The following is a 25,410-nucleotide window of genomic DNA, read 5'->3' as shown; positions in this document are numbered from 1 at the left end:
TTCACCTCCACCGTGCTCGAGGCCGGGCACAAGGCCCGGCCGGGGATCCAACCTGTGCCGGAAGCCGGCTGCCTCCTGTGGCGGAAGGCTGCTACCTCCCCGCGTGGAAACTCCACCGCCGTGTTCCGGGTGGGCCCCGCCGTGCGGAGATGCTCGCCGTGCGGGGCCGTTCGTCCTGTTCGCGGAGATAGGCGGCCGGAGTGATGCGCAGATACCGTTCGGCAGCGTCTGCGGCCTCGCGTGCGCAACGCTTTCCCATCAGCACACACAGGGTGTAGCCGGTGTCCTCGAAGGTGGCGCGGACTGTGAGGTCGGCCGGGGCCGCGAGCATGGCGCGCTCCCACGCCCTGTATCGCCGCAGATGCCGGGCGACCTCGGCTTTTGCCGGTAGCAGCATGGCGCCGTTCACCTTCCGGGCTCGATGACACGTCTCCCGACCGTCGGGCGGAAACCCGTGCGCGCACACGCACGGGTTCCGTTACGGGCATCGTGGTCTTCACACATGGTGCATGCTCGGCGACGCAGCGTCCTGTTGGATCTTCAACTACCTCAGAAGAGTGCTCCTGTTGCGCGAATGGCGTACCGCACTCACCCTGGAGTGACTCAGAAGCGATCAGCGCTCACGCTCCGTACTCGGGGCCCGTCCCGCAGGGGCGAGGAGGGCGGGAGCTTTCGCGGTGAGGAGGTAACGACGGTGAAGACCGCAGTGCCCTGCTACTACCACCTCGACGTGGAAGTGAGCCCCGAACGGGTGGGACAGGTCAGCCGAATTCTGGCCGCCCACCTCAGGTACTGGGACCTGGAGACGCTTGTCGAGCCCGTCTGCCACAGCACGGAGATGCTGCTGCGGACCATCGACGAGCACGCGACGGACAAGAACACCTCGATCGAGATGTGGTGGAACCGTCACCACCTCATCACCGCCATCGGCGACAACGACCGCGCCCTGCGCCCGGACCATGAACTGCGCGACTGTCTGCAGCGCCTCGCCGCCGTGAGCGACGGCTGGGGCTGCTGCGCCACGGAGACCGGCAGCAAGGTCATCTGGTTCTCGCAGCGCGCCCGCGCGGGCGAACGCGCCCCGCTGGTGCCCACGGCGCCCACGCCCAACCTGCGGGAGGCGCTTCAGGTGCCCCGCGAGGTGCCCGTCACGACGATCGCCGACGCCGCGGGCACCCGGGACGACGTTCTGGAGGAGGCCCGGTGACGGCGCGAAAGCGCGACAAAGGGGTGCTCGCGTGGAGCGGGCACCCCTACCCGTTGGGAGCCGCCTTCGACGGACAGGGCACCAACTTCGCCCTGTTCAGCGAGGTCGCCGAACGTGTCGAACTGGTCCTCGTCGACGACAGGGACCGGCACACCGTCGTTCCGCTGACCGAGGTCGACGGCTTCGTCTGGCACGGCTATGTGCCCGGCGTCGGCCCGGGACAGCGCTACGGCTACCGGGTGCACGGCCCCTGGGACCCGGGCCTCGGCCACCGCTGCAATCCGGCGAAGCTGCTGCTCGACCCGTACAGCCGGGCGGTGGACGGCCGGTTCGACAACCACGCCTCCCTCTTCGAGCGCACCCCGGGCGCCCCGGCCCCGGCCGACAGCGCCGGGCACACCATGCTCGGCGTGGTCACCGAGCCGTACTTCGACTGGGGCGACGACCGTCCGCCCAGACGGCCGTACGCCGACACCGTCATCTACGAGGCGCACGTCCGCGGCCTCACCCGCAACCACCCCGACATCCCGCCCGACCTGCGTGGCACCTACGCCGGACTCGCGCACCCCGCGATCATCGAGCACCTCACCTCCCTCGGCGTGACGGCCGTCGAGCTGATGCCGGTGCACCAGTACGTCCAGGACGGCGTGCTGCTCGACCGGGGCCTCTCCAACTACTGGGGCTACAACACGATCGGCTTCTTCGCGCCGCACAACGCCTACGCCGCCCAGGGCACCCGCGGCCAGCAGGTCAACGAGTTCAAGTCGATGGTGAAGGCCCTGCACGCGGCGGGCCTCGAAGTGATCCTGGACGTCGTCTACAACCACACCGCCGAGGGCAACGAGCGCGGCCCGACCCTCTCCTTCCGCGGCATCGACAACGCCTCGTACTACCGCCTGGTGGACGGCGACTGGGCGCACTACTACGACACCACCGGCACCGGCAACAGCCTGCTGATGCGCCACCCGTACGTCCTCCAGCTGATCATGGACTCGCTGCGCTACTGGGTCACCGAGATGCACGTCGACGGTTTCCGCTTCGACCTGGCGGCCACGCTGGCCCGCCAGTTCCACGAGGTGGACCGCCTCTCGGCGTTCTTCGACCTGATCCAGCAGGACCCGGTGATCAGCCGCGTCAAGCTGATCGCCGAGCCGTGGGACGTCGGCGAGGGCGGCTACCAGGTGGGCAACTTCCCGCCGCTGTGGTCGGAGTGGAACGGCAAGTACCGGGACGCCGTACGGGACTTCTGGCGCGGCGAGCCCGGCTCGCTCGGCGAGTTCGCCTCCCGGCTGACCGGCTCCTCCGACCTCTACGCCCACAGCCGCCGCCGCCCGCGCGCCAGCGTCAACTTCGTCACCGCGCACGACGGGTTCACCCTGCGCGACCTGGTCTCGTACAACGACAAGCACAACGAGGCCAACGGCGAGGGCAACCGGGACGGCGAGAGCCACAACCGGTCCTGGAACTGCGGCGCCGAGGGTGAGACCGACGACCCGGCCGTGCGCCGGCTGCGCGCCCGTCAGCAGCGCAATTTCCTGGCCACGCTGCTGCTGTCGCAGGGCATCCCCATGCTCGGCCACGGCGACGAACTGGGCCGCACCCAGGGCGGCAACAACAACGCCTACTGCCAGGACAACGACGTCTCCTGGATCGACTGGAGACTCACAGACGAGCAGCGCGCGCTCGCCGACTTCACCCGTTACGTCATCGGGCTGCGCGCTGCTCACCCCGTCCTGCGCCGCCGCCGCTTCTTCCAGGGCGAGACCGCCACCCACCCGGGCCAGCCCCTGCCCGACCTGGTCTGGCTCCTGCCCGACGGCCGCGAGATGACCGACGACGACTGGCAACGCCCCGACGCCCACTCCGTGGCCGCCTTCCTCAACGGCGACGCCATCGCCGAACCGGACTGGTGCGGGCAGCCCGTCGTGGACGACTCGTTCCTGATGCTCCTCAACGCCTACTGGGAGCCGGTGGAGTTCCGTCTGCCGGACCCCCCCTTCGGCGAACGCTGGACCCCTTTGATCAACACCGCCGAACCCCAGGACCTTCCCGACGAATCGGAGTACAAGGCGGCAACGACGGTCCTGGTGGAACGCCGCAGCCTACGGCTCCTCTCAAGACCTTCGCGACAACGCCCCTGAAGGGGAGCGGGGCTGTATCGATATGCGGCTTCCGCCGCGTGGGCGCGACAAGCCACACACATCCCGCAGGCGACGACCCACCCAAAGCGGCCCCCGTAGTCGCAGCCTCTACGGCCCCCGACGCGACGTCACCGTGAACTGCGCCCCGTCAGGATCCCGCAACACCGCCTCGTCGCTCCCCTTCGACAACACGCTTCCCCCATGCAGCTCCGCCGCCCGCGCGCACTCCGCGACGTCCGCCACCGCGAAGTGAACCTGCCAGTGCGGCCGGATCGTCGGGTCGGGCGCGGCCTCCAGCGCCCCCGACTCGATCCGCGCCACGACATCGCCCCCGCTGCGCAGCACGACCTCGCCCCCCTCGTAGCGGACCTCGCAGCAGCCGGGCCGCTCGGTCGCCCAGTCGAGGACCTCGCCGTAGAACATCGCGGCGTCGAAGGCGTCGCGGGTGTGCAGGCGGATGAAGGCCGGCGCGGCGCGGCGCCAGGTCTCCCAGTTGGAGATGAGCTCGCCCTCCCATACGCCGAAGGTCGCACCGTCCCGGTCGGCCAGCAGCGCCGCCCGCCCGGGCGGCAGCGAGAGCGGCCCGACCGCCGCCGTGCCGCCGCGCTCCTGTACCCGGGCCACGGCCTCGTCGGCGCTGGGCACGGCGAAGTAGGGGGTCCACGCCACGGCCATCTGCCACATCGAGGCGACCGCTCCGATCCCGGCCACCGGCACGCTCTGCGCCAGCGCGATCCGGAAACGGTCGCCCAGCTTCGCCGGCCGCCAGCGCCAGCCCAGCACAGCCGTGTAGAACTCCTGGGTGGCCTCCAGGTCGCGGCTGGTCAGGCTCACCCAGCAGGGTGCGCCGAACACGGAGTGTGTGGACACGACCTCGGCCGTGCCCCGGGAGCTTCTCGCATCGTGATTCATGGCAGTCGCGTCCTGGTCTCGCCCGACCGGCGGCCACCGGTCTGCTCCCAGTGTCCAGCCGGATCCGCTCCGGGGCCTGTCGAGTACCCCCGGCGTGGCGACGAAACGGCCGCGGTCCCGGCCCGCCGTTCCACCGGCACGCGACTTCACTGGCACGCGACTGCCGGAGCGGCGAGGATGGAGGCGTGGCACACGTACCGCACGAGCCCGTCGACGGGACCGACCGAATCCTCGAGCTGGAGGAGGAAGTCGAACAGCTCAAGGAGGCGGTGGTGTCGCACGCCGTCGTGGACCAGGCGATCGGAATGATCGTGGCCCTCGGCCGTGTGTCACCCGCCCAGGGGTGGGCCGTGCTGAAGGACGTCTCCCAGCACACCAACATCAAGCTCCGCCAGGTGGCGCAACTGATTCTCACCTGGGGCCGGTACGGGGAGATGCCGCCCGAGATCCGCGCCGAACTCGAAGACGCCCTCGAACGTCGCGGCCCGACGCAGATTCCGGGGTCGGCCCAGGAGTGAGTCATGGGCGGCCCCTGACTCACTCCTTTCGGCTCAACGGACCTCGGCGAGCATTTCCTCCCGCAGTTGCGCGAAGCAGCCGCTCAGCAGCCGCGAGACATGCATCTGCGAGATGCCGAGCTGCTGCGCGATGCGGCTCTGGGTCATCCCGCCGAAGAAGCGGAGGTAGAGGATGGTCCGCTCCCGCTCCGGAAGCCGCTGCAGGCACGGCTTGACGGTTACACGGTCGACGACGACGTCGTACGCCGGATCCGGGCCGCCTATCGCGTCCCCCAGCGCGTATCCGTCCGTGCCGGGCATCTCCGCCTCCAGCGACAGCGCGGAGAAGCACTCCAGGGCTTCCATCCCGGTGCGCACCTCGGCCTCGCTCAGATGCGCGTGTTCGGCGATCTCGGAGACGGTGGGCGCGCGCCCCGGGGTCAGCTGCGACAGCTCCTTCGCGGAGCTTCGCACCCGGTTGCGCAGGTCCTGGACGCGGCGCGGCACGTGCAGGGTCCACATGTGGTCGCGGAAGTGCCGCTTGATCTCACCGGTGATGGTCGGCACCGCGTACGCCTCGAAGGCGTGGCCGCGGGCCGGGTCGTAGTGGTCGACGGCCTTCACCAGCCCCAGGGCGGCCACCTGGTACAGGTCCTCCAGGGACTCGCCGCGTCCCTTGAACCGCACGGCGATCCGCTCGGCCATGGGCAGCCAGGCCTGCACCAGTTCGTCCTTGAGAACCTTGCGTTCCGGCCCGTCGGGGAGTCCCACGAGCCGGTCGAACGCCTCGGCGGTGTCAGGGGCGTCGTCGTGGGAGTGCTTCGTTCTGGTGGTGGCACTCATCCGTGCGCACCTCCTCAAACAGGTGCCGGGTGGACGGACACCGTGGGAGGCGCGAATTCGGACCACACGGAGGACTCTCCGGGGCTCGGCCTGCCGGCTCCCACGGACGTGCCTCCGGTCCGAAGCACATATGGGTCAATTCCCTCTGAAAGGGTATCCGAAACAAAATTCGTGAATGCGACTACATGTGACGATGACGTGACTCGACGTCCGTCGACGAAGCGTGGGTGGCCCTTGACCCTTCCTTGAGCCATTACCTCTGCTACAGAGATAACCTCGACGGCGTGGAACAGGAGACCTTCCCGGACGAACTGGCCGACGCGCTGGTCGGCGTCCAACGGCTGATCCGGCGCCGACTGCGACGCGAGATGCCCGCCCCACAGCTGCGCGGTGCCGAGGTGGAGCTGCTGCGACTGGTCGTGGAGCGTCCCGGCATCGGGATCTCCGACGCGGCCAAGGAGCTCTTCCTGGCGGGCAATTCGGTGTCCACGCTCGTCAACCAGCTGGGCCGCCAGGGCTATCTGGTCCGCGAGACGGACCCGGCCGACCGGCGCGCCGCCCGGCTGCTGCCCACCCCCGCGGCCGCGGCTCGGCTGACCGAGTGGCGTACGAGGCGTGCCGAACTCGTACGGCGCCAGGTGTCCCGTCTCGACGAGCCGGACCGGGAGACGCTGCTCGCGGCGATCCCGGCGCTGCGCAGGCTCGCGGACACCCTGCGCGAGGAGGCGGAGTGACCATGACACCAGACATCGCCGAGGCCGTGACCTGCACCGGGCTCGCCTACGCCTTCGGTGAGACCAACGCGGTGGACGGACTCGACCTGACGGTGCGCGAGGGCGAGGTCTTCGGCCTGCTCGGTCCCAACGGCGCCGGCAAGACCACCGCGATCCGCTGCCTGACCACCCTCCTGCCGGTGCCCTCCGGCATGGTCAGCGTCTTCGGCCACGACGCCGCAGGCGACCGTATGGCCGTACGGCGCCTGCTCGGCTACGTCCCGCAGCAGCTGTCCGCCGACGCGAGCCTGACCGGCCGCGAGAACGTCGCCCTGTTCGCCCGCGTCTTCGACGTGCCCCGCCGCGAACGCGCCGCACGCGTCGGCCAGGCCCTGACCGCGGTCGGCCTCACCGAGGCAGCCGACCGGCTCGCCGGTACCTACTCCGGCGGCATGGTCCGCCGGCTCGAACTCGCCCAGGCCCTGGTCAGCGCGCCCCGCCTGCTGATCCTCGACGAACCGACCATCGGCCTCGACCCGATCGCCCGCACCGGCGTGTGGGAGCACATCGGCGCCGTCCGCGCCGCCACCGGCATGACGGTCCTCGTCACCACCCACTACATGGACGAGGCCGACCAGTACTGCGACCGGGTCGGCCTGATGCACCGCGGCCGCATCCGGGCCCTCGGCACCCCCGCCGAGCTCAGGGACGGGCTCGGCGCCCGTCGACGTGCCGCGGGAGCGGCCCGCACCGACCCGCTGCCCACGCTGGAGGACGTCTTCCGCGACGTCGCCGGCAGCGGACTCGACGAGAGTTCAGGAGACTTCCGCGATGTCCGAAGCACCCGCCGCACCGCCCGCCGTGTCGGCTGACCGGGCCCGCGCCGACGGCATCGACCTGCTGCTACGGCCGCCCGAGCCCCGCGCCGGCTGGCGCCTGCTGCCCGCCCGCGTCATGGCCATGTGCGCCGTCGAACTGCAGAAGCTGCGCCACGACCGGACCGAGCTGTACACCCGCGCGGTCCAGCCCGCCCTCTGGCTGCTGATCTTCGGCCAGACCTTCACCCGGCTCCGGGCGATCCCCACCGACGGCGTCCCCTACATCGACTATCTGGCCCCCGGCATCATCGCCCAGTCCGCGATGTTCATCGCCATCTTCTACGGCATCCAGATCATCTGGGAGCGCGACGCCGGCATCCTCAACAAACTGCTCGTCACCCCGACCCCGCGCTCGGCCCTGATCACCGGCAAGGCGTTCGCGGCCGGGGTGAAGTCCCTGGTCCAGGCCGTCGTCGTGATCCTCATCGCCGCGGTGCTCGGCGTCGCGCTGACCTGGAACCCGCTGAAGCTGCTCGGCGTCGCCGCGATCGTCGTCCTCGGCTCCGCCTTCTTCTCCTGTCTGTCGATGACCATCGCCGGCATCGTCCTCAGCCGCGACCGGCTGATGGGCTTCGGTCAGGCCATCACCATGCCGCTGTTCTTCGGCTCCAACGCCCTCTACCCGCTGTCCGTGATGCCGGGCTGGCTCCAGGCGATCAGCAAGGCCAACCCGCTCAGCTACCAGGTCGACGCGCTGCGCGGACTCCTCCTCGGTACGCCCCACCACCTCGCGCTGGACTTCGCCGTCCTGCTCGCGGCCGCCGCGCTCGGCATTGCCGCGGCCTCCTCGCTGCTGGGCCGACTGGCTCGCTGATCTTGGTGCGGAACGTGATGTGCGGCACGTAGGTGAATCCGCTGCGCGCACCAGAAAGCGGATTCTTCCTGCCCACGGCTTGATCGGTGATCAAGGGGGCGAATGGGCTGGCCACAGCGCATTCTGCTCATTTGACAGTGCGCTGAGCGCAAAGATAGGAAGCAGCTCTCTGGGTCGAGAGGTGGATTGTGTACGAGCCGAACGTGGTCGGGGACTGGCACGAGTACGACGAGCATGCCGGTCTGCGTGTCCGCGTCCACTGCCTGGAAGCCGCCGAGCCGCCGCGCGGCCGGGACGAGGCCGCCGAGGGACTGACGTACTTCAGGATCCGCGTCACCGTCGAGAACCGCGGCGACCGGCACCTCGGCATCCACCTCGAGGACGGCCAGATCGACGTGCGCATCGGCCGCGACGGCGAGGCGGCGTTCATCGACTGGCGCAACTCGCAGTTCATCGAGGGCTTCGACGTCTACCCGCTGCGCCGGGCCACCGCGGTCATGTACGCCGCCGGACCGGAGGCGAGCCTGCCCCAGGTCGACGTGCAGATCCAGCTGCGTGTCGACGAGGAGTGGACCGACCGCCGGCTGTGGACCGGCGGCCTCGGTCTCCAGGAGCCGGCCGTCGGCACCCACGCCACCACCCTGCGGGACGGCCTCGCGCTCCAGGTGAGCAACTTCCTGCGGGACCAGGCCGAAGAGGGCACCGCCTGACGCGCGAGGGTCTCGGAGTCAGGGCGTCACCCGACGCGGGAGTGCCCTCCGGGCCGGCGTCTCAGTGCGGGATGCCGGCGATGATCTCGCGTGCCCCCTGGCGCAGCAGCGCGACCGCCACCGACGTACCGAGGGTGGCCGGATCCAGTCGGCCCGCCCACTCGTGGGCGTTGAGCCGTGTCTTGCCGTCCGGGGTGAAGACACAGGCCCGCAGGGACAGCTCGCCGCTGCGGTCCGCGCGCGCGTACCCGGCGATCGGGCTGTTGCAGTGCCCCTGAAGGACATGCAGGAACATGCGCTCGGCGGTGGCCTCCCGGTAGGTGTCCGGGTCGCCGAGGCCGCTGACCGCTTCGATCAGCTCGGCGTCGCCCTCGCGGCACTGCAGGGCGAGGATGCCCGCGCCGATCGGCGGCATCATCACCTCGGGGGAGAGGACCTCGCTGATCACGTCGGGGCGGCCGATGCGCTCCAGGCCGGCCACCGCCAGAAGCAGCGCGTCCGCCTCACCCGCCGCCAGCTTCTCCAGTCGCCGGTTGGCGTTGCCGCGGAACGGCACGCACTGAAGGTGCGGGTGGGTGGCGGCCAGCTGGGCGACCCGGCGCACCGACGAGGTGCCGATCCGCGTCCCCGCAGGCAGCTCGTCCAGCGTGAGACCGCCGGGGTGGATCAGGGCGTCCCGGATGTCGTCCCGCTTGAGGAACGCGGCGAATGTCGTCCCCGCGGGCAGCGGCCGGTCGGCGGGGATGTCCTTGACGCAGTGCACGGCGAGATCGGCCTCGCCCGCCAGCAGCGCCGCGTCCACCTCCTTGGTGAACGCCCCCTTGCCCTCGACCTGGGACAGATCGCCCATCCACTTGTCGCCGGTCGTCTTCACCGGCACGACCTCGGTGCGCACACCGGGGTGGAGGGCCGTCAACTCGATGCGGACACGCTCCACTTGGGCGAGCGCCATGGGCGAGTCGCGGGAGACGATACGGATCAGTTCAGGGACGGACATGCGGATACGATAGACCGTCACAACCCCGCGCCCGCACGGGACGGCCCGATTCCCGCCCGTCCCTCGGAGCCCGCTCGCGCAGGCCACGACAGCACCGCCAGCGCTCCCACCGTGAGCAGCCCCCCGACCAGGAACGTCCCGCGCACCCCGACCGCGGGCAGCAGCAAGCCCCCGAGCAGCGCGCCGGCGGCGATCCCCACGTTGTAGGCCGCCGAGTTGGCCGCGAGGGCGGTCTCGGTACGGCCCGGCGCCACCGACAGCACCCGGCTCTGCGTCGCCATGAAGGTGGTCGCGACCGCCGCGCCCAGCAGCATGACCAGCACGACGGTCGCCGCCGGGACATGGCCCGTCGTGCAGAGGCCGAGCAGCGCCACCGCCTGGCCCGCCACTGGCACGGTCAGCGTGGCACGGGGGAGGCGGTCCAGGAGCGGCCCGGCCACCGTGACCCCGGCCAGCGCCGCCCCGCCGAACGCCAACAGCACGGCACTCACGGCCTCTTCGCTGAACCCGCTCACCTGCTGGAGGAAGACGACGACGTAGGTGAACCCGGCGAAGGCACCGGTCACCGACAGGGCGGTGACGGCCAGCACGACGGAGAACCCGCGCCGGTCCGGTGTCGCGCCGTACGCCGCGTGGCCGTCCTCCGGGCGGGATGTCGGCAGCAGGGCGGCGATGGCCACGAGCGCGACCAGCGCCAGTAGGCCGAGCAGGGCGAAGGGCGTGCGCCAGCCGGTGTGCCCGCCCAGCCAGGTCCCGGCCGGAACCCCGGCCACCGTGGCGAGGGAACCGCCGACCGACAGCAGTCCGATGATCCGCCCCCGGCGCTCGGGCGGGAACAGACCGACCGCGACCGGCCCCATCACCGCCCAGAACAACGCCTGCCCCAAGGCCGTCGCCACCCGCGCCGCCAGCAGCACCCCGTACGACACTCCGTCCAGCGCCGACACCCAACTGCCCACGGCCAGCAGCCCGAGCAGCCCCGCGAGCAGATACCGGCGCGGCACGGCCCGGGTGACATGGGCGAGGGGCAGCGAGACGACGGCCACGGTCAGGCCGTACCCGGTGACCAGGGCGCCCACGGCCGCGAGCGACACCCGCAGGTCGTCCGCCATGAGCGCGAGCAGGCCGACCGGCAGATTCTCGGTGGTGTTGAAGGTGAACGCCGCCAGCATCAGCGCCGCGACGACGGCGGCACGCTGCCAGGGTGCGGGACGTGCCGGACTTGCGCTGCCCATTCTCCGTGCCTTCCGATCGCCTTTCCCCAGGGGGAGTCGGGGCAAGCGTGCTGGGCCGCGGCAGGTCCCTCTACTCTTTCGGTTCAGGACGAATCTTCGGTCCGGGACGAACAACTGCTCACGACGGGGGTCGTCATGCCGCTCGCCCTGCACCTGGGCACCGACGACCTCACGCGCTGCCGGTTCGCGATCTCGCCGCTGTGCCAGACCCACGAGGCGCTGCGCATGCTCCGCCGGCCCGCCCGGCACGGCTACCACCAGGGCTGGCTGCGCCGCATGCGCCGTACGGTCGCGGGGCTCGACCTGGCGCCGCTGTGGCTGTTCGTCCCGCCCGCCGGCGGCTACACCCCTGACTTCCTCGGCGCGCCGCCGCAGGAGCCGTACCCCGCCATCGAGGACGAGCTGGCGCGGATGCGCGCCACCGACCCCGCCCTGGCCCACGCGGAGATGGCCCGCTCGCTCGCCTGCACCCCCGGACTCGCCGGGTCGCCCCAAGGGCGCGCCGCGCTCGACGACCCGGCCGCCACCGTCCGGCGCCTGGCCGACCTCACCGAACGGGCCTGGCACGCCCTGCTCGCCCCGGACTGGCCCCGCCACCGTGCCGTGCTGGAGGCGGACATCGCGCACCGCTCACGCCGGGCGGCCGACGCCGGCCTCGACGCGCTGCTCACCGGTCTGCACCCGGCCGTCGACTGGGCCGGTCACACCCTCACCCTGCGCGGGTACCGGGACGTGGCGGACGCCCAACATCCCGACGGCAGAGGCGTGTTGCTCATGCCGAGCGTGTTCGTGTGGCCGGACGTGGTGAGCGGCTTCGCCCGGCCCTGGCAGCCGACGGTCATCTACCCCGCCCGAGGCATGCGCCGCCTGCACACCACCCCGGTGCCGCGCCCGCCGGATGCGCTCGCCCGGCTGCTGGGCCATCAACGCGCGGCCCTCCTGGCCGGCCTCACCACCCCGTCCTCGACGACGGACCTGGCCCGCCGCCACGGCCTGGCGCCCTCGACCGTGTCGGCCCATCTCTCGGTCCTGCGGGAGGCGGGCCTGTTGGTGTCCCGGCGTCAGGGGCACTCCGTGCTGTACGGGCGAACGGCCCTGGGCGACGCCCTGGCCGATGGGGGCGTCACACCAGGGGCTCGCTGAGCTCGACCGCCCGCAGCGCGGCCGCGAGGGCGGTTTCGTCACCGACGTCGAGGGCCGTGTCGGCGAACTTGATGACGTGTTCGTCCCCATGGGTGAGAGCCTTTTCCAGGACTTCCTCGGCCGTCAGCGGCGTCGGTGGCACATGGGCGAGCGGTTCCACGGGCCCGTACATCGCCGTCACGGCCGCGGAGGCCGTCCAGGCCGCGCGCAGGCTCGGGGCCCACAGCTCGCGGGGGAGCGCGTCGAGGGTGCGCAGGACGGCGTTGGGTGCCGTGGCCGCGTGGACGAGCATGGTGGGCTCGCCGTGGCCGTGGGTGGCGTAGCGGTGGGTCGCGGCCCGGACGAGCTCGGCGAGGCGGTCCTTCGCGGTGTCCGGGTCGGCCACGTCGTCGGCCCACACGGGTAGTCGGCGCACGGCGGCCAGACGGGTGCGGAATCCCAGGTGCCCCGGCTCGATCGCCGGTACGGCGTCCAGGGCCTCGGTGGCGGTCGGTGCGCCCGGCAGCGCGGCGACGCCGGTGATCGGCTGGTGGCGGGCGGCCCAGTAGCCCAGCGCGTGGGCGAGTTCGGTGAGCCGGGGCCCGTTCTCGCCCGCCTGGAGGGCGCGTACGGCGTGACCGACCCGGATGACCGTGTGCGTGGCGCCGCCGTACATCCCGGGCAGCAGGCGTGGCCACCACTCGGCGAGCACGCTCCTCCAGGGGCGGTCGGCGAGCGTGCGGGAGTAGTGGTCGGTCCAGTCGGCGATGCGGCGGGGATCGCCCAGCGCCGAGGCCCAGTTGTCGTCGGTGACGGGGGCGACACGGTCGGGGAAGTCCTCCAACCGGTCGCGGTAGAGGTCCAGCCAGTGGTGGACGGCCCCCGCGTGACCGTGCGCGGCGAGGGCTTCGACGACCATGGGGGCGTGGTTGGACAGCCAGCCGTCGCGTTCCGGGCCGGATGCGTGGACGCGTTCCAGGGCTTCTTCGAGCTGTCCGCTCGTGTGAGTGGTGGCCATAAACCGGACGGTATGCCGCACGCGGGTGTGCCGGGATCGGGCGCGGGACGGAAGCCCTGGATGAAGGGGTCCTAGGTCCCGCGCCCGATGCCGGGTCAGGCGTTGGGGTCGAACGCGATCCCCGAGGGCTTCGCCGACGCCAGGTGGTTCGCGAAGTTGGCGTCCTTCAGGCCGAAGTTGGCGCTGCCGAAGTTGTACGCGACCAGCTTGTCGCGCACGCCCGCCGGGTAGCCGTTCCAGCCGACCAGCGGCGGGTACTGCCAGGTGCCCTTGTGGTTCTCCGGCGGCTCGTCATTGGAGTTGGCGAGGCGGAAGCAGTGCGTGCTGACGCCGTCCTTGTGGTACACGATCTTCGCGTGCGTACCGTCGAAGCGCACCGAGGACGCGGGGCTGATCGTGAACGAGCCGTGGTTGGACGTCGAGACGTACTGCACCGCGTTGTTCTGCACCCACACCACGACGTGCTCCCAGTCGTGCCGGTGCCCGCCGATGCTGCTGCCCGCGACCGCCTGGTCCTTCTCGAAGTACAGGCCGTACATATAGGCGCACCAGCCGTTGTTGCACTTGTAGCGCGAGTAGCCGTTGGTGTTGTCGAGGTCCGACGCGTGACGGCAGTCGCCGCTGAGCGAACCGGTCGGGTTGAGGCCGCCGTTGACGGTTCCGTCCGGGCCGATGGCGGGGGTGGAGTAGCAGCCGTCGGTGTCGTAGTCGAAGGCGGGCTGGTACGTCCTCTCGGCCGACTCGGCGTTGGCCGGGAGCGCCGCGGGCGGGGCGGCGAAGGCGACGCTGGGGAAGGCGACTACGAGCGCGGCGGCACCGGCCAGACCGGTGAGCCATCTTTTGCGGTGCGTGCGGAACGTCTGTGACGACACTGCGTCTCCTCGGGGGTCCGGGCGCAGCCCAACGGCTGTGGGGGGAAAGGCAGTTCAGGATCCCCGGTTTTCACTTACGCGCCAAGGGCCACGGGCGTACCAATGGTGAAGGGCAGGGCAATATTTGCCGCGCAACCTGTGGGTCAGCTGTCGTCGGGAAGGTCGGCCGCCGCGTCCTGCGGCGCCAGGTCGGGCCTGAGGCGCAGCCAGGACGGCTGGCGCAGCATTCCGGACCGGGTGCGGACGCTGTAGCGCACCTCGCCGACCAGCCGGGGCAGTACCCAGTGCGCGCCCGCGACCTGAGGCGGGGGATCGAAGGGGCACACGTCACTCGCGCAGGCCCGCAACAGTTCGGCCAGCTCGGTGCGTTCGGCCGCGCTCCAGCCGGTTCCCACACCGCCGACGTAGCGCAGCCGCCGCCCGGCCGCGTACTGCCCGACGAGCAGCGCGCCCGGCAGGCCGGAGAGCCGCCCCTTGCCGGGCAGCCAGCCGCCGACGATCACGTCCTCACTGAGCATGTTGCGGATCTTGATCCAGGCGCGGGAGCGCACCCCGGGCTCGTACACCGAGTCCAGCCGCTTGCACACCAGCCCCTCCAGCCCGTGCTCGCGGGTGGCGCGCAGCGCCTCGGCGCCATGTCCGACCAGCGCGGCCGGCGTCGACCAGAACGGCCCGCCCAGACCCAGCTCCTCCAGCCGTCCGCGCCGCCGGGTATAGGGGGTCTTCAGCAGGGAGCGGCCCGCCAGGTGCAGTACGTCGAACAGCACCAGATGCACGGGAGTCCGGGAGGCCATCCGAGCGGCCCGCGCGGGGGCGTGGGCCAGACCCATGCGGGACTGCAGCAACTGGAAGTCGGCGCGTCCCTCCTCGTCCAGCGCCAGGATCTCCCCGTCCAGTACGGCCGGTGTGGGGCCGAGTGCTTCGCCGAGGGGCCACAGTTCGGGATAGGCGGCCGTGATGTCCTCGCCGGAACGGGCGCGCAGCAGGAGGGTGCCGTCCCCTTCGAGGTAGATCACCGCGCGCTGGCCGTCCTGCTTGGTCTCGTACGCCCAGCGCGCGTCCTGCGCTGCGGGCGGCAGGGTGCCGGGCGTGGCGAGCATGGGAGGGATCAGCGGCAGGCTCACGGGTCAGTTCTCGACGGCCTAGCCCGCCCCCACGCACCCTGGCCGCCGTTTTCCCCTGAACGGCGGCCGGGACGTCAGTGGCCGTCGTTCGGGGGTACGGCCCGCACCAGCCCGGACTGGTAGGCCATCACGACGAGTTGGGCACGATCGCGGGCGCCCAGCTTCGTCATCGCCCGGTGGACGTGGGTGCGCACGGTCAGCGGGCTGACGAAGAGCTTCTCGGCGATCTCCTCGTTGGAGTGGCCCTCGGCCACCCAGGCCATGACCTCCCGCTCGCGTGCGGTGAGCGCGGTGAGGTGCTCGGGCCCGGCCGCCTGCGAGCTCTCGACGGGGGAGGCCAGGAACCGGGTGATCAGCGTGCGGGTCGCCATGGGGGAGAGCAGGGAGTCGCCGGCGGCCACGGTCCGGATGCCGTCGAGCAGGACGTCCGCGGTGACGTCCTTGCCGAGGAAGCCGCCGGCCCCGGCCCGCAGCGCCTGTGCGACGTACTCGTCGATCTCGAACGTGGTGAGGATCAGCACCCGCACCGCCGTGAGGTCCGGGTCCGCGCAGATCGCGGAGGTGGCCGTCAGTCCGTCGGTGCCGGGCATACGGATGTCCATCAGGACCAGGTCGGGGCGGTGGGTCCGGGCGAGGTGGACGGCCTCGGTGCCGTCGGCGGCCTCGGCGACCACCTCCATGTCCGGGCAGGAGTCGATCAGGATCCGGAAGGTGGCCCGCAGCAGGGCCTGGTCGTCGGCGAGCAGCACGCGGATGGGCATGGGTGGTGTTTCTTCCGGTTCCGGAACATGGGGCGGCACTCAGCATGCCCGGTTCGGCCCGCCACGTCGTCGTGTGTCCGCCGACAATCGCGCCTACTCGGCACGCAGTACGCGCCGTGGGTCGTGTCATCCCCGAGCAGGACAGCCGGTTCCGGGCCCCCGGAGGCCCGCGGGCTCACCACACGCACGGCAGCTCCACCTCGATCACCGTCGGCCCCCCGGCCGGACTGGACACCCGTACGGTCCCGTCGAGCGCGGCGACCCGGCGCCGCACCCCGAGCAGGCCCGACCCGCCCTCCCCCGTAGCGCTTCGCGCACGGGAGGTGCCCCCATTCGCTCCGCCCGCGCTCCGCTCGTCCGCACCGCCGTGGCCCTCGTCCGCCACGACGACCCGACCCGCAGTCCGCGCCGCATCCGGGCGAGCCGGACCGAGGCGGTGGGCGAGCCGCTGTGCTTGGCGACGTTGGTGAGGGCCTCGGCCACGACGAAGTAGCCGGCCGCTTCCACCGCCGCCGGTGCCCTCGGCCCCTCGTCCTCCAGCCCCTCCACGGCCACGCTCACCCGCAGCCCGCTCCCGGCGGCCAGCGCCCGCACCGCGCCGACCAGCCCTCGGTCGGTCAGGATCGGCGGATGGATGCCGCGCACCACGTGCCGCAGCTCGGTCAGCGCCTGCTCGGCCTGCTCCTGGGCGTCGTCCAGCAGCTTGCGCGCGGCGTCCGGATCACGGTCGTAGGCACGCTTGGCGAGCCCGATCCGCATGGACAGCGCCACCAGCCGGGCCTGCGCGCCGTCGTGCAGGTCCCGCTCGATCCGGCGCAGTTCGGCGCCGTGCGCGGCGATCGCGTCGGCCCGGGTCGCGGTCAGCTGCTCGACCCGGGCGGCCAGCAGGGCCTTCGGGGACGGCCGGAGCAGCGACGTCGACCAGCCGGCCTCCAGGTCCGCCAGGCGCACGATCCACGGCAGGAGGACGGCCCGCCGGCGCAGCAACCCGCACCCCACGCCGTCGACGACGAGCCCGACCGGCCACAGCGGCAGGGCGAGGACGAGCAGCGCGCCGTAGACGTAGTAGGCGGCCGTCCAGCGCAGATCGGTGAGTGTGCCGGGGTCGCGCACGGCCGTCCGCAGCCGGTCGGTCAGCGGCCCCTCGATGGCCTGGTACGCCTCGGGGATCTCCCGCCCCGTCCAGGCGGTGGTCAGCCGCCGCTTCGCTCCGGCGATCCGCCGGACGAGCAGCACCGTCTCGGGCAGCAGCCAGGCGCCTACCACCGCGAGTGTCCCGACGGCGGTGATCAGCAGCACGGTGACGAAGAGGTACATCCCGAAGGCCATCGCGGCGGCCACGGTCAGATGGACCGTCGCGCGTCCGGCCTGCCGCATCGTCGCCCGCATGCCGTTCACGCCAGATGACCCGGGCGCCGCGCGCGGGGGTGCGGGCGCCCGGGTCGCGGGTGTGGCCCGCTCCACCATGTTTCACCGCTTCTTTCAATCAATTGACTTAGATTGTAGGTCTGTGAACCCGCGGGCGGCTCGAGGGACTGGCCGTCGCGGTGCTCGGTGAAGTCCCGGTGCGGTGGTGATCATGGTGGCAGGCAGGACGCTGCGAGAGGAGCAGGTCAGCGCGACCCGGGAGCTGCTCCTGACGGCGGCCGAGCGGCTCTTCGCCGAACACGGTGTCCACTCGGTCTCCAACCGTCAGGTCAGCGAGGCCGCGGGCCAGGGCAACAACACCGCTGTCGGCTACCACTTCGGAACCAAGGCCGACCTGGTCCGCGCCATCGTCCGCAAGCGCGCCACGCGCATCGAGGAGATCCGGTCCCGCCTGGTCGCCGACCTGACGGACCCCGACGACGTGCGCGGCTGGGTGGACTGCCTGGTCCGCCCCGTCCTCGAACATCTCGCCGCGCTCGGCAGCCCCACCTGGTACGCCCGGTTCTGCGCCCAGGTCGTCGCCGACCCGGCACTGCACCGGATCATGGTCGAGGAGGCTCTCACCTCTCCGGCCCTCCAGAAGATCATCGAGGGCGTGAACCGGTGCCTGCCCGACCTCCCGCCCGAGGTGAGCGCCGAACGCGGTGAGATGGTCCGCCACCTCATCGTCCACGTCGCCGCAGAGCGCGAGCGCGCCCTCGCCGAGCACACCCCCACCCCACGTTCCACCTGGGCCGATGCCGCCGCCGGCCTGGCCGACGCCGTCGTCGGCATGTGGCTGGCACCCGTCACACCTGGTCGCTGACGCCCCCCCCCGCAGCAGGAGTACGACACAAGGAGTACGACCGTGAAATCGACTCTGGGCCGAGGCCGGTGCCGTGGCGCCGGGCGGAGCGGGTTATGAGCACCCGGCAGACGGCCCCGCCCGTGGACGGCGCCCCCCGGGAGACGCCCGCCCTCGCCCGCGGCGCCGGCCAGCACGTCCTGATCGTCGCCGGTGACCCCGACCTCGCCGAACTGCTCTCGACCACCCTGGAGTTGGCCGGCTACCGGACCAGCGTCAGCGGCACCGGCGGCGACGCGCTGGAGCTGGTCGCGAGGCGGCGCTTCGACCTGGTCGTCCTCGACACCGACGTGCCGGACATGGCGAACTTCAGCCCGGAACGCCGGCCCACGCTCCCGCACCGCCCACCCGTCCTTCTCCTCAGCGCATGCGACTCCCTGCACCGGCTCGTGCCCGAACTCGGCCCGGGGGAGCGGGACTACGTCACCAAACCCTTCCGGGTGGCCGAGGTCCTGGCCAGGATCCAGGTGCTGCTGCGCGGCACCCGCCCGGGTCGGCCCGGCGGCAGTGCCCTGCACTACGGCGACCTGGTGCTCGACGACACGGTGTGCCGGGCCCGGCGCGGCACGCGGGCCCTCGACCTCACGCCCGCGGAGTACCGGCTGCTGCGCCATCTCCTGGTCAACGCGCACCGCGTGCTGTCGAAGGAGCAGATCGGCCGCTACGTCTGGGGCGACCACCGCGGCGACAACGCGATCGAGCAACTCGTCTCCCGGCTGCGCCGCAAGGTCGACCGGGACGGCGGGGGCGCCCCCGCGCTGATCCATACGCGCCGCGGCTTCGGCTACTGGCTGGGCCGGTCCGACACCGCTTCCTGACTCGGCGGACGTGTGATCTGGGCCACGTCAGCCTCCTGTCAGGAAACGGACCGGCTCGCGTCAGACCCCTCTGTTTGCATGTGCTCATCGAGGCCTCGACCCCTTCCCGCGGCGCTCCACCTCGCCCGGAGCCCCCCCACGTCCGAGGAGAACCATGGCCGACACCCTGACCGGTCCCGCCCACGAAGCGCCGGACGCCGTCCCGGAGTTCCCGATGCCCAGGGACTCCCGCTGTCCCTTCGATCCGCCGCCCGCGCTCAAGGAGCTGCAAGGCCAAGGGCCGCTGACCAAGGTGAGGCTGTGGGACGGCAGTGAGTCCTGGCTCGTGACCCGGTACGCCGAGCAGCGGGCCCTGCTGGGCGACGCACGCGTCAGTGCCGACACCGACCAGCCCGGCTATCCGACCAAGGCCAGCCCCGAGGCCGGCGAGGGCAAGCTCAGCTTCATCATGATGGACGACCCCGAACACGCCCGGCTGCGCCGGATGGTGACGGGCCCGTTCGCCGTCAAGAAGGTCGAGACGCTGCGGCCCGCCGTACAGCGCATCGTGGACGGCCTGATCGACGACATGCTGGCCGGTCCCGCCCCCGTGGACCTGGTGGACGCGTTCGCCCTGCCGATCCCCTCGCTCGTCATCTGCGAGCTGCTGGGCGTGCCGTACGAGGAGCACGAGTTCTTCCAGGAGAACACCAAGACCATGGTCCGTACGACCGCCACGCCCGAGGAGCGGGGCGCGGCGAGCCGTGAGGTCGCGGGCTACCTGGCCGGACTCCTGGGGAAGCGGATCGCCGAGCCGAAGGACGATCTGCTCTCCGGCATCGCCGCCCGCGTCACCGCCGGTGAACTCACCCACCAGCAGGCGACCGAGATGGCCCTGCTCCTGCTGATCGCGGGTCACGAGACCACCGCGAACATGATCGCGCTCGGCACGCTGGCCCTCCTGCAGCACCCCGACCAGCTCAAGCTGCTGCAGGAGACGGACGACCCGAAGCTCGTCGCCGCCGCGGTGGAGGAGCTTCTGCGCTACCTGCACATCACCCACATGGGCCGGCGCCGGGCGGTGACCGAGGACATCGAGATCGCGGGCCAGGTGATCAAGGCCGGCGAGGGCGTCATCATGGTCAACGAGATCGGCAACCGCGACCCCGAGGTCTTCGCCGACCCCGACCGCCTCGACCTCACCCGCGACGCCCGCCGCCACGTCGCCTTCGGCTTCGGCGTCCACCAGTGCCTGGGCCAGCCGCTGGCCCGCATGGAGCTCCAGGTCGTCTACGGCACCCTCTACAAGCGCATCCCGACGCTGAAGCTGGCCGCCCCGATGGAGGACGTCCGCTTCAAGACCGACGCGTTCATCTACGGCGTCCACGAACTGCCCGTCTCCTGGTGACAGCTCCGCGACACCCGCAAACGAACCACACCCGTGCGTGAAGAAGGGAATCCGACCATGAAGGTGGAGCTGGAAGCCGACAAGTGCGTCGCGTCCGGACAGTGCGTGCTCGCCGCGATGGACGTGTTCGACCAGGACGACGACGGCATCGCGATCCTGCTCGCCGAGCAGCCCGCCGCCGAACACCTCGACGGCGTACGCGAGGCCGTGGCCGTCTGCCCCGCCGCCGCGATCCGACTGGTGGACCAGTGAGGCGCATCGTCGTCGTGGGTGCCTCGGCCGCCGGGCTCGCGGCGGCCGAGACGCTCCGCCGCGAGGGCTACGACGGCACCCTCACCCTCGTCGGCGACGAACCCCTCGCTCCCTATGACCGTCCGCCCCTGTCCAAGCAACTGCTGTCCGCCGAATGGGGGCCCGAGCGACTGGCGTTGCGTACCCCCGGCGACCTGGCCGGACTCAACCTCGACCTGCGCCTGGGCGTGGCCGCCACAGGCCTCCGACTCGTCGACAGCGCAGTGGAGTTGGCCGACGGCTCGACGCTGCCGTACGACGGACTGATCCTCGCCACCGGCGTACACCCGCGCCGGCTGCCCGGGGGAGGCGGGCATGTGCTGCGCACCCTGGACGACGCCCTGAGGCTGCGGGACCGGCTGACGCCGGGCAGACGACTGGTCGTGGTCGGGGCAGGGTTCCTCGGCGCCGAGGCCGCCGCCGTCGCCTGGCGGCTCGGCTGCGAGGTGACGCTCCTCGAACCCGCCCCCGTGCCGTTGGCCCACGCCGTCGGCGCGGAGGTCGGCGCGATGCTGACGCGGGTCCATCTGGAACGGGGCGTGGACCTGCGCTGCGGCGCCACCGTGACCGAGGTGACCGAGGACGGCGCACGCCTCGCCGACGGTGAACTGGTCCGGGCCGACGAGGTGTTGATCGCGGTCGGCTCGCTGCCCAACACGGACTGGCTCGACGGCAGCGGGCTCACCATCGGCGACGGCGTGGTCTGCGACGAGTACTGCGAGGCCGCGCGGCACGTGTACGCCGCCGGGGACGTCGCCCGCTGGTACAACCCGCGGTTCGGGCAGTCGATGCGGATCGAGCACCGCACCAACGCCGCCGAGCAGGGGATGGCCGCGGCCCGCAACCTGCTGAACCCGGACGCGCGCAAACCGTTCGCACCGGTGCCGTACTTCTGGTCCGACCAGTACGACATGAAGATCCAGGCGTACGGCCATCTGCGTGGCCACGACGAGGTCGCCGTCGTGGAGGGGGACCTCGAGGAGGGCAGGTTCGTGGCCGCCTACCGCCGGGGCGACCGGGTGACGGGCGCACTGGCCGTGGGGCTGCCGCCGAAGGCGATCCGGCAGTGGCGGCAGGCGATCATGACGGGCGCGGACTGGGACGGGACCGTGCCGTCCCGGTCGCGTGCCGAGGCCGTGCCGGGCGGGGCGTCCGCCTGAGACGCCGTGCGGCCGGGGCCCGTGGACCACAGTGGTCCACGGGCCCCGGCGCGTTTCAGCCGCGTCCACCCCGCAAATTAATTGAGTTACGCAACGAGATGGTAAAGTGGGCCCCATGTCCACACCACCCCTCCCCGAACTCCCCGACACCCCCGCGTCCCCGGAAGTGATCGAGATCGAGCGCGCGCTCACCCGGATCACCTACCTGAGCACCCGCGCCCGGCAGCACGAACGGCTCATGGCCCTGGCCGGAGTGCCGCTGGACAGGGCGGCCGTGGCGCTCCTGCGGCAGGTCGCCGACTCGGAGTCGCTGCGGCCCGGGGAACTGGCCAACCGCCTCGGTGTGGAGGCCTCGCACGTCACGCGCACGGTGCAGCAGCTCCAGAAGTCCGGCTACGTCACCCGGGTCCCCGACCCCCAGGACCGCCGCGCCCAGCGCATCGAACTCACCGAAGCCGGCCGGCAGGCCATCGCCCGGGTCCGCGACGCCGGCGCTCGTGGCATGCAACTGGCCCTCGCCGACTGGAAGCCCGAGGAACTGGGCCGGCTGGCCACCCTCTTCCACCGTATGGTCGACGACTTCCTCGCCCACGCCGTCGACGACGAGAGCGAACCGCAGCCGACGGCACCGGCCGGGACCGCCTGACCGTAGGGCTCACGCACCGGTCACCCCGACGCCGTGCGTGGACGCCGCCCCGACGAGCCGGACGCCCGGGCGCCCCCTCCGGGCGCTCCCGGCTCCCGCAGCCCGCACAGCAGCAGCCGCCCCAGCGCGGGCAGGGCGATGAGCGGGACGAGCGCGGTCCGCAGCGAGGTGGCGTCGGCCAGCGCACCGATGACCGGGGCGGCGAGACCGCCCACGCTCACGGTCAGCCCCAGCGTCACCCCGCTCGCCGTGCCCACCCGCCGGGGGAGATAGTCCTGGCCGAGCGTGATGTGCAGCGAGAACGGGACGTACAGGCCGGCCGACGTCAGCGCGACGAACAGATACACCGACGGCCCCGGAACCAGGACCACTCCGGCCACCGCGAGCACGGTCAGCACATACGCGTGGCGTACGACCGTGAGCCGCCCGTACCGCTCGGCGAGGCGGCCCCCGGCCACCGTCCCCACCGCGCCGCCGGCGTAGAGCACGCACAGAGCGGCCGTACCGGCCACATTCCCGCCGCCGGTCCGCTGCCGGACGTGCAGCGTGACGAACGCGCTCAGGCCGACGAACACGACCGACCGGCACACGATGGCACCGGACAGCCGCAGGAACGACCCCCAGTCGTCGGCGCCGACACCTTCACCCTTCTCACCCGCCCGGGCTCGGCCGCCCGCCGAACGCACCGCCGCCGCGCACAGGGCCGCACCCGCAACGGCCGGTGTGACCAGCAGGGGTGAGGCGTCCAGCCCGCCGGTGGCGACCACCGCCGCCACCAGCAGCGGGGCCAGCGCGAAACCGACGTTGCCGCCGAGGGAGAACCAGCCCATCGCCGTATGACTGGCGTGCGCGGCGTCACGGGCCGCCCGGGCGGCCTCCGGGTGGTAGGCGGCGACCCCGGTCCCCGAGACGGCGACGGCGACGGCCGCCAGGGTGAGTGCGAAGGAACCCATGACACCGCTCAGGGCGACCCCCGCACCGCCCGTCAACGCGCTCACCGGCAGCAGCCAGGGCATCGCCCATCGGTCCGTCAGCGCCCCGAAGAGCGGCTGGACCACCGACGACAGCAAGGACGCGGCGAGGACGACGCCCGAGGCGGCGGCGTAGCTGTAGGCGCGCTCGGCGACGAAGTAGGGGACGAGGGCCGCGACGGCCCCTTGGTACACGTCGACACAGGCATGACCCAAGGACAACAGGGTGATGGCTCGGTTGCGTTTCGTGGACACCCTGCGATCGTCGCGGAGCCGCTCCTTGGCCCGCTTTCGATAAACTGCCTGACTGTGTCGAACATCCGCCACACGCCGGTCGCGCCGACCCGCGCCCAGGTCCTGGCCGCCGGGGAGCGCATCGACGCGCACCGCCACGACGACCACCAGATCGTCTACGCGGGCTCCGGCGTCCTCGCCGTCACCACCGAGGCCGGCACCTGGTTCGCACCCGGCAACCGCGCCATCTGGATTCCCGCCGGCACCGTGCACGCGCACCGCGCCCACGGCCACCTCGACCTGCATCTGGTCGGCCTGCCCGCGGACGACAACCCTCCCCCAGACTCCGTCCGGGGGTACCCCCATCTCGCTCCGCTCGGCCTGGACGCCCCCACCGTCCTCGCCGTCGGCCCACTCCTGCGCGAGCTGATCCTCGCCCACACCCACGACCCGGCCGACGACCGCCCCGAGCGCCGCCGCCTGCTCGCCGTCCTGCGCGACCAGCTGCGCGCCTCGCCCCAGCAGCCCCTGCGCCTGCCCAGCCCCACGGATCCACGGCTGGCCGCGGTCTGCGCGCTCGTCCACGCCGACCCCGCCGACACGCGGACCCTCGCCGCGCTCGGCGCCGCGACCGGCGTCGGCGAGCGCACGCTCAGCCGGCTCTTCCGCGGTGAGTTCGGCATGACGTTCCCGCAGTGGCGCACCCAGTCGCGCCTCTACCACGCGCTACGGCTGCTCGCCGAGGACACACCCGTCACCACCGTCGCCCACCGCTGCGGCTGGTCCTCCGCCAGCTCCTTCATCGACGTCTTCCGCCGCTCCTTCGGATACACGCCCGGAACCCACAACCGCCGCTCACCACACGGTGGATGAACAGGCAGGGGCGGGTGCCGGGCGGTGACCTACCCTCCGGTAGCATCCCGCGGCAGGCCATCCAAGGAGGATCCGTGCCCCGGTCCGAACGCTCACCCCTGCTGCTCGCAGGCCTGCTGGCCACCGCGGGTGTCGCCCACTTCGCCGCCCCCCGCCAGTTCGACGCGACCGTGCCGAGCGCCCTCCCGGGGACGCCCCGGACCTGGACGTACGCCAGTGGTGTCGCCGAACTCGCGCTGGCGGCGGGGCTGGCGGTGCCGCGCACCCGCAAGGCCGCCGCGCTGGCCACGGCGGCGTTCTTCGTCGGCGTGTTTCCCGCCAACGTGAAGATGGCCGCCGACTGGCGGCACCGCCCCACCCCGCAGAAGGCAGCCGCCTTCGGCCGGCTGCCGCTCCAGATCCCCCTCGTGCTGTGGGCCCGGGGCGTCGCGAAGAACGCGGAGGGCCGGGCATGAGCGCACAGCTGAAGGTCGGCGACAAGGTCGAGGACTTCGCCCTGCCGGACGAGACCGGCACGAGCCGCAGCCTCACCGACCTGCTCGCCGAGGGACCGGTCGTACTGTTCTTCTACCCCGCCGCCCTCACCCCCGGCTGCACCGCGGAAGCCTGCCACTTCCGGGATCTCGCCGCCGAGTTCGCCGCGGTCGGGGCACGGCCCGTGGGCATCAGCGGTGACGCGGTCGAACGCCAGCAGGAGTTCGCCGACCGTCACACGCTCGGCATGACCCTGCTGTCCGACGCCGACGGGAGGGTCCGGGAGCAGTTCGGCGTGGCACGCGGCTTCTCCCTGGCCCCCACCAAACGAGTCACCTTCGTCATCGGACAGGACCGCGCGGTCCTGGAGGTCGTCCGCAGCGAACTGCGGATGAACACCCACGCCGACCGGGCCCTGGCCGCGCTGCGCAAGTGAGCCC

General features: G+C 72.0%; 27 protein-coding genes and 1 pseudogene. 17 read left to right on the top strand and 11 right to left on the bottom strand.

From position 1 onward, the window contains the following. Positions 1-91: 91 nt before the first annotated feature. Positions 92-397: a DUF5133 domain-containing protein gene (locus tag ABIE67_RS04070; protein WP_370253223.1), complete on the bottom strand. Its 306-nt coding sequence runs from the start codon at positions 395-397 to the stop codon at positions 92-94. Positions 398-694: 297 nt separating this feature from the next. Here ABIE67_RS04070 and ABIE67_RS04065 point away from each other — a divergent pair, with 297 nt between their 5' ends. Both ABIE67_RS04065 and glgX read left to right on the top strand, forming a co-directional pair. Then, positions 695-1,207, top strand: a complete 513-nt coding sequence (locus ABIE67_RS04065) for a pep a2 (RefSeq protein ID WP_370253221.1) — start codon at positions 695-697, stop codon at positions 1,205-1,207. A 23-nt stretch (positions 1,208-1,230) separates the two neighbouring features. Then, complete coding sequence (glgX, locus tag ABIE67_RS04060; RefSeq protein WP_370268166.1) at positions 1,231-3,348, top strand: glycogen debranching protein GlgX; 2,118 nt, start codon at positions 1,231-1,233, stop codon at positions 3,346-3,348. Positions 3,349-3,456: 108 nt separating this feature from the next. Here the strand turns inward: glgX and ABIE67_RS04055 are convergent, their stop codons facing one another. After that, positions 3,457-4,260: a VOC family protein gene (locus tag ABIE67_RS04055; RefSeq protein WP_370253219.1), complete on the bottom strand. Its 804-nt coding sequence runs from the start codon at positions 4,258-4,260 to the stop codon at positions 3,457-3,459. Between the two features lie 185 nt (positions 4,261-4,445). On the opposite strand from ABIE67_RS04055, the gene ABIE67_RS04050 reads away from it, so the two are divergent. Further along, the gene (locus ABIE67_RS04050; protein WP_370253217.1) at positions 4,446-4,778 is read left to right on the top strand and encodes an ANTAR domain-containing protein; all 333 of its coding nucleotides are present in this window, start codon (positions 4,446-4,448) and stop codon (positions 4,776-4,778) included. Between the two features lie 33 nt (positions 4,779-4,811). On the opposite strand, the gene ABIE67_RS04045 is transcribed toward ABIE67_RS04050, so the two are convergent. After that, entirely contained in the window at positions 4,812-5,600 is a 789-nt protein-coding gene (locus ABIE67_RS04045; RefSeq protein WP_370253215.1) for an RNA polymerase sigma factor SigF, read from the bottom strand. Between the two features lie 284 nt (positions 5,601-5,884). Here ABIE67_RS04045 and ABIE67_RS04040 point away from each other — a divergent pair, with 284 nt between their 5' ends. From ABIE67_RS04040 to ABIE67_RS04025, 4 genes are all read left to right on the top strand, one after another. Beyond that, entirely contained in the window at positions 5,885-6,334 is a 450-nt protein-coding gene (locus ABIE67_RS04040) for a MarR family winged helix-turn-helix transcriptional regulator (RefSeq protein WP_370253213.1), read from the top strand. Between the two features lie 2 nt (positions 6,335-6,336). Continuing rightward, on the top strand, positions 6,337-7,185 hold the full coding sequence (locus ABIE67_RS04035) for an ABC transporter ATP-binding protein (RefSeq protein WP_370268162.1): 849 nt from the start codon (positions 6,337-6,339) through the stop codon (positions 7,183-7,185). Then, positions 7,145-8,005 carry an ABC transporter permease gene (locus ABIE67_RS04030; RefSeq protein ID WP_370253211.1) on the top strand — a complete coding sequence of 287 codons (861 nt, stop codon included), beginning with the start codon at positions 7,145-7,147 and terminating at the stop codon, positions 8,003-8,005. The genes ABIE67_RS04035 and ABIE67_RS04030 overlap by 41 nt, the downstream gene beginning before the upstream one ends. 188 nt (positions 8,006-8,193) lie before the next feature. After that, positions 8,194-8,715 (top strand): hypothetical protein, encoded by a 522-nt coding sequence (locus ABIE67_RS04025; protein ID WP_370253209.1) that lies wholly within the window; start codon positions 8,194-8,196, stop codon positions 8,713-8,715. A 61-nt stretch (positions 8,716-8,776) separates the two neighbouring features. Here the strand turns inward: ABIE67_RS04025 and hemC are convergent, their stop codons facing one another. Then, positions 8,777-9,718, bottom strand: coding sequence for a hydroxymethylbilane synthase (gene hemC, locus ABIE67_RS04020; RefSeq protein WP_370268157.1), 942 nt, complete (start codon positions 9,716-9,718; stop codon positions 8,777-8,779). A gap of 11 nt (positions 9,719-9,729) precedes the next feature. Then, positions 9,730-10,947 (bottom strand): MFS transporter, encoded by a 1,218-nt coding sequence (locus tag ABIE67_RS04015; RefSeq protein WP_370253207.1) that lies wholly within the window; start codon positions 10,945-10,947, stop codon positions 9,730-9,732. A 135-nt stretch (positions 10,948-11,082) separates the two neighbouring features. Here ABIE67_RS04015 and ABIE67_RS04010 point away from each other — a divergent pair, with 135 nt between their 5' ends. After that, a complete protein-coding gene (locus tag ABIE67_RS04010) occupies positions 11,083-12,090 on the top strand; it encodes a DUF5937 family protein (protein WP_370253205.1) in 1,008 nt (335 codons plus the stop codon). On the opposite strand, the gene ABIE67_RS04005 is transcribed toward ABIE67_RS04010, so the two are convergent. The 5 genes and pseudogenes from ABIE67_RS04005 to ABIE67_RS03985 all read right to left on the bottom strand — a co-directional run bounded on the left by ABIE67_RS04005 (position 12,071) and on the right by ABIE67_RS03985 (position 17,233). Continuing rightward, on the bottom strand, positions 12,071-13,087 hold the full coding sequence (locus tag ABIE67_RS04005) for a questin oxidase family protein (RefSeq protein ID WP_370253203.1): 1,017 nt from the start codon (positions 13,085-13,087) through the stop codon (positions 12,071-12,073). The genes ABIE67_RS04010 and ABIE67_RS04005 overlap by 20 nt on opposite strands. A gap of 95 nt (positions 13,088-13,182) precedes the next feature. Further along, positions 13,183-13,959 (bottom strand): NPP1 family protein, encoded by a 777-nt coding sequence (locus ABIE67_RS04000; protein WP_370253201.1) that lies wholly within the window; start codon positions 13,957-13,959, stop codon positions 13,183-13,185. A 143-nt stretch (positions 13,960-14,102) separates the two neighbouring features. Beyond that, complete coding sequence (locus ABIE67_RS03995) at positions 14,103-15,083, bottom strand: ATP-dependent DNA ligase (RefSeq protein ID WP_370253199.1); 981 nt, start codon at positions 15,081-15,083, stop codon at positions 14,103-14,105. 74 nt (positions 15,084-15,157) lie between these two features. Beyond that, positions 15,158-15,844 carry a response regulator gene (locus ABIE67_RS03990; protein ID WP_370253197.1) on the bottom strand — a complete coding sequence of 229 codons (687 nt, stop codon included), beginning with the start codon at positions 15,842-15,844 and terminating at the stop codon, positions 15,158-15,160. Between the two features lie 175 nt (positions 15,845-16,019). Beyond that, a pseudogene (locus ABIE67_RS03985) lies at positions 16,020-17,233 on the bottom strand (histidine kinase). A 193-nt stretch (positions 17,234-17,426) separates the two neighbouring features. On the opposite strand from ABIE67_RS03985, the gene ABIE67_RS03980 reads away from it, so the two are divergent. The 6 genes from ABIE67_RS03980 to ABIE67_RS03955 all read left to right on the top strand — a co-directional run bounded on the left by ABIE67_RS03980 (position 17,427) and on the right by ABIE67_RS03955 (position 22,418). Next, positions 17,427-18,077: a TetR/AcrR family transcriptional regulator gene (locus ABIE67_RS03980; protein ID WP_370268153.1), complete on the top strand. Its 651-nt coding sequence runs from the start codon at positions 17,427-17,429 to the stop codon at positions 18,075-18,077. Between the two features lie 95 nt (positions 18,078-18,172). Beyond that, on the top strand, positions 18,173-18,934 hold the full coding sequence (locus ABIE67_RS03975) for a response regulator transcription factor (protein WP_370253195.1): 762 nt from the start codon (positions 18,173-18,175) through the stop codon (positions 18,932-18,934). A 154-nt stretch (positions 18,935-19,088) separates the two neighbouring features. Then, positions 19,089-20,321 (top strand): cytochrome P450, encoded by a 1,233-nt coding sequence (locus ABIE67_RS03970; RefSeq protein WP_370253192.1) that lies wholly within the window; start codon positions 19,089-19,091, stop codon positions 20,319-20,321. Between the two features lie 57 nt (positions 20,322-20,378). Beyond that, complete coding sequence (locus tag ABIE67_RS03965; RefSeq protein ID WP_370253190.1) at positions 20,379-20,573, top strand: ferredoxin; 195 nt, start codon at positions 20,379-20,381, stop codon at positions 20,571-20,573. Continuing rightward, the gene (locus tag ABIE67_RS03960) at positions 20,570-21,772 is read left to right on the top strand and encodes an NAD(P)/FAD-dependent oxidoreductase (protein ID WP_370253186.1); all 1,203 of its coding nucleotides are present in this window, start codon (positions 20,570-20,572) and stop codon (positions 21,770-21,772) included. Before ABIE67_RS03965 ends, ABIE67_RS03960 begins: the two co-directional genes overlap by 4 nt. Before the next feature lie 115 nt (positions 21,773-21,887). After that, positions 21,888-22,418 carry a MarR family winged helix-turn-helix transcriptional regulator gene (locus ABIE67_RS03955; RefSeq protein ID WP_370253182.1) on the top strand — a complete coding sequence of 177 codons (531 nt, stop codon included), beginning with the start codon at positions 21,888-21,890 and terminating at the stop codon, positions 22,416-22,418. A 20-nt stretch (positions 22,419-22,438) separates the two neighbouring features. Here the strand turns inward: ABIE67_RS03955 and ABIE67_RS03950 are convergent, their stop codons facing one another. After that, entirely contained in the window at positions 22,439-23,644 is a 1,206-nt protein-coding gene (locus ABIE67_RS03950) for an MFS transporter (protein WP_370253179.1), read from the bottom strand. Positions 23,645-23,698: 54 nt separating this feature from the next. Here ABIE67_RS03950 and ABIE67_RS03945 point away from each other — a divergent pair, with 54 nt between their 5' ends. The 3 genes from ABIE67_RS03945 to ABIE67_RS03935 all read left to right on the top strand — a co-directional run bounded on the left by ABIE67_RS03945 (position 23,699) and on the right by ABIE67_RS03935 (position 25,406). Beyond that, positions 23,699-24,496: a helix-turn-helix transcriptional regulator gene (locus ABIE67_RS03945; RefSeq protein ID WP_370253177.1), complete on the top strand. Its 798-nt coding sequence runs from the start codon at positions 23,699-23,701 to the stop codon at positions 24,494-24,496. A 74-nt stretch (positions 24,497-24,570) separates the two neighbouring features. Continuing rightward, the gene (locus ABIE67_RS03940; RefSeq protein WP_370253173.1) at positions 24,571-24,951 is read left to right on the top strand and encodes a DoxX family protein; all 381 of its coding nucleotides are present in this window, start codon (positions 24,571-24,573) and stop codon (positions 24,949-24,951) included. Further along, positions 24,948-25,406, top strand: a complete 459-nt coding sequence (locus ABIE67_RS03935) for a peroxiredoxin (protein ID WP_370253171.1) — start codon at positions 24,948-24,950, stop codon at positions 25,404-25,406. Before ABIE67_RS03940 ends, ABIE67_RS03935 begins: the two co-directional genes overlap by 4 nt. Positions 25,407-25,410: the final 4 nt, after the last annotated feature.

It is taken from the genome of Streptomyces sp. V4I8, assembly GCF_041261225.1.
Classification (GTDB): Bacteria; Actinomycetota; Actinomycetes; order Streptomycetales; family Streptomycetaceae; genus Streptomyces.
The sequence above is the reverse complement of the archived record's forward strand: the minus strand, read 5'-3'. Positions and strand labels throughout refer to the sequence as shown.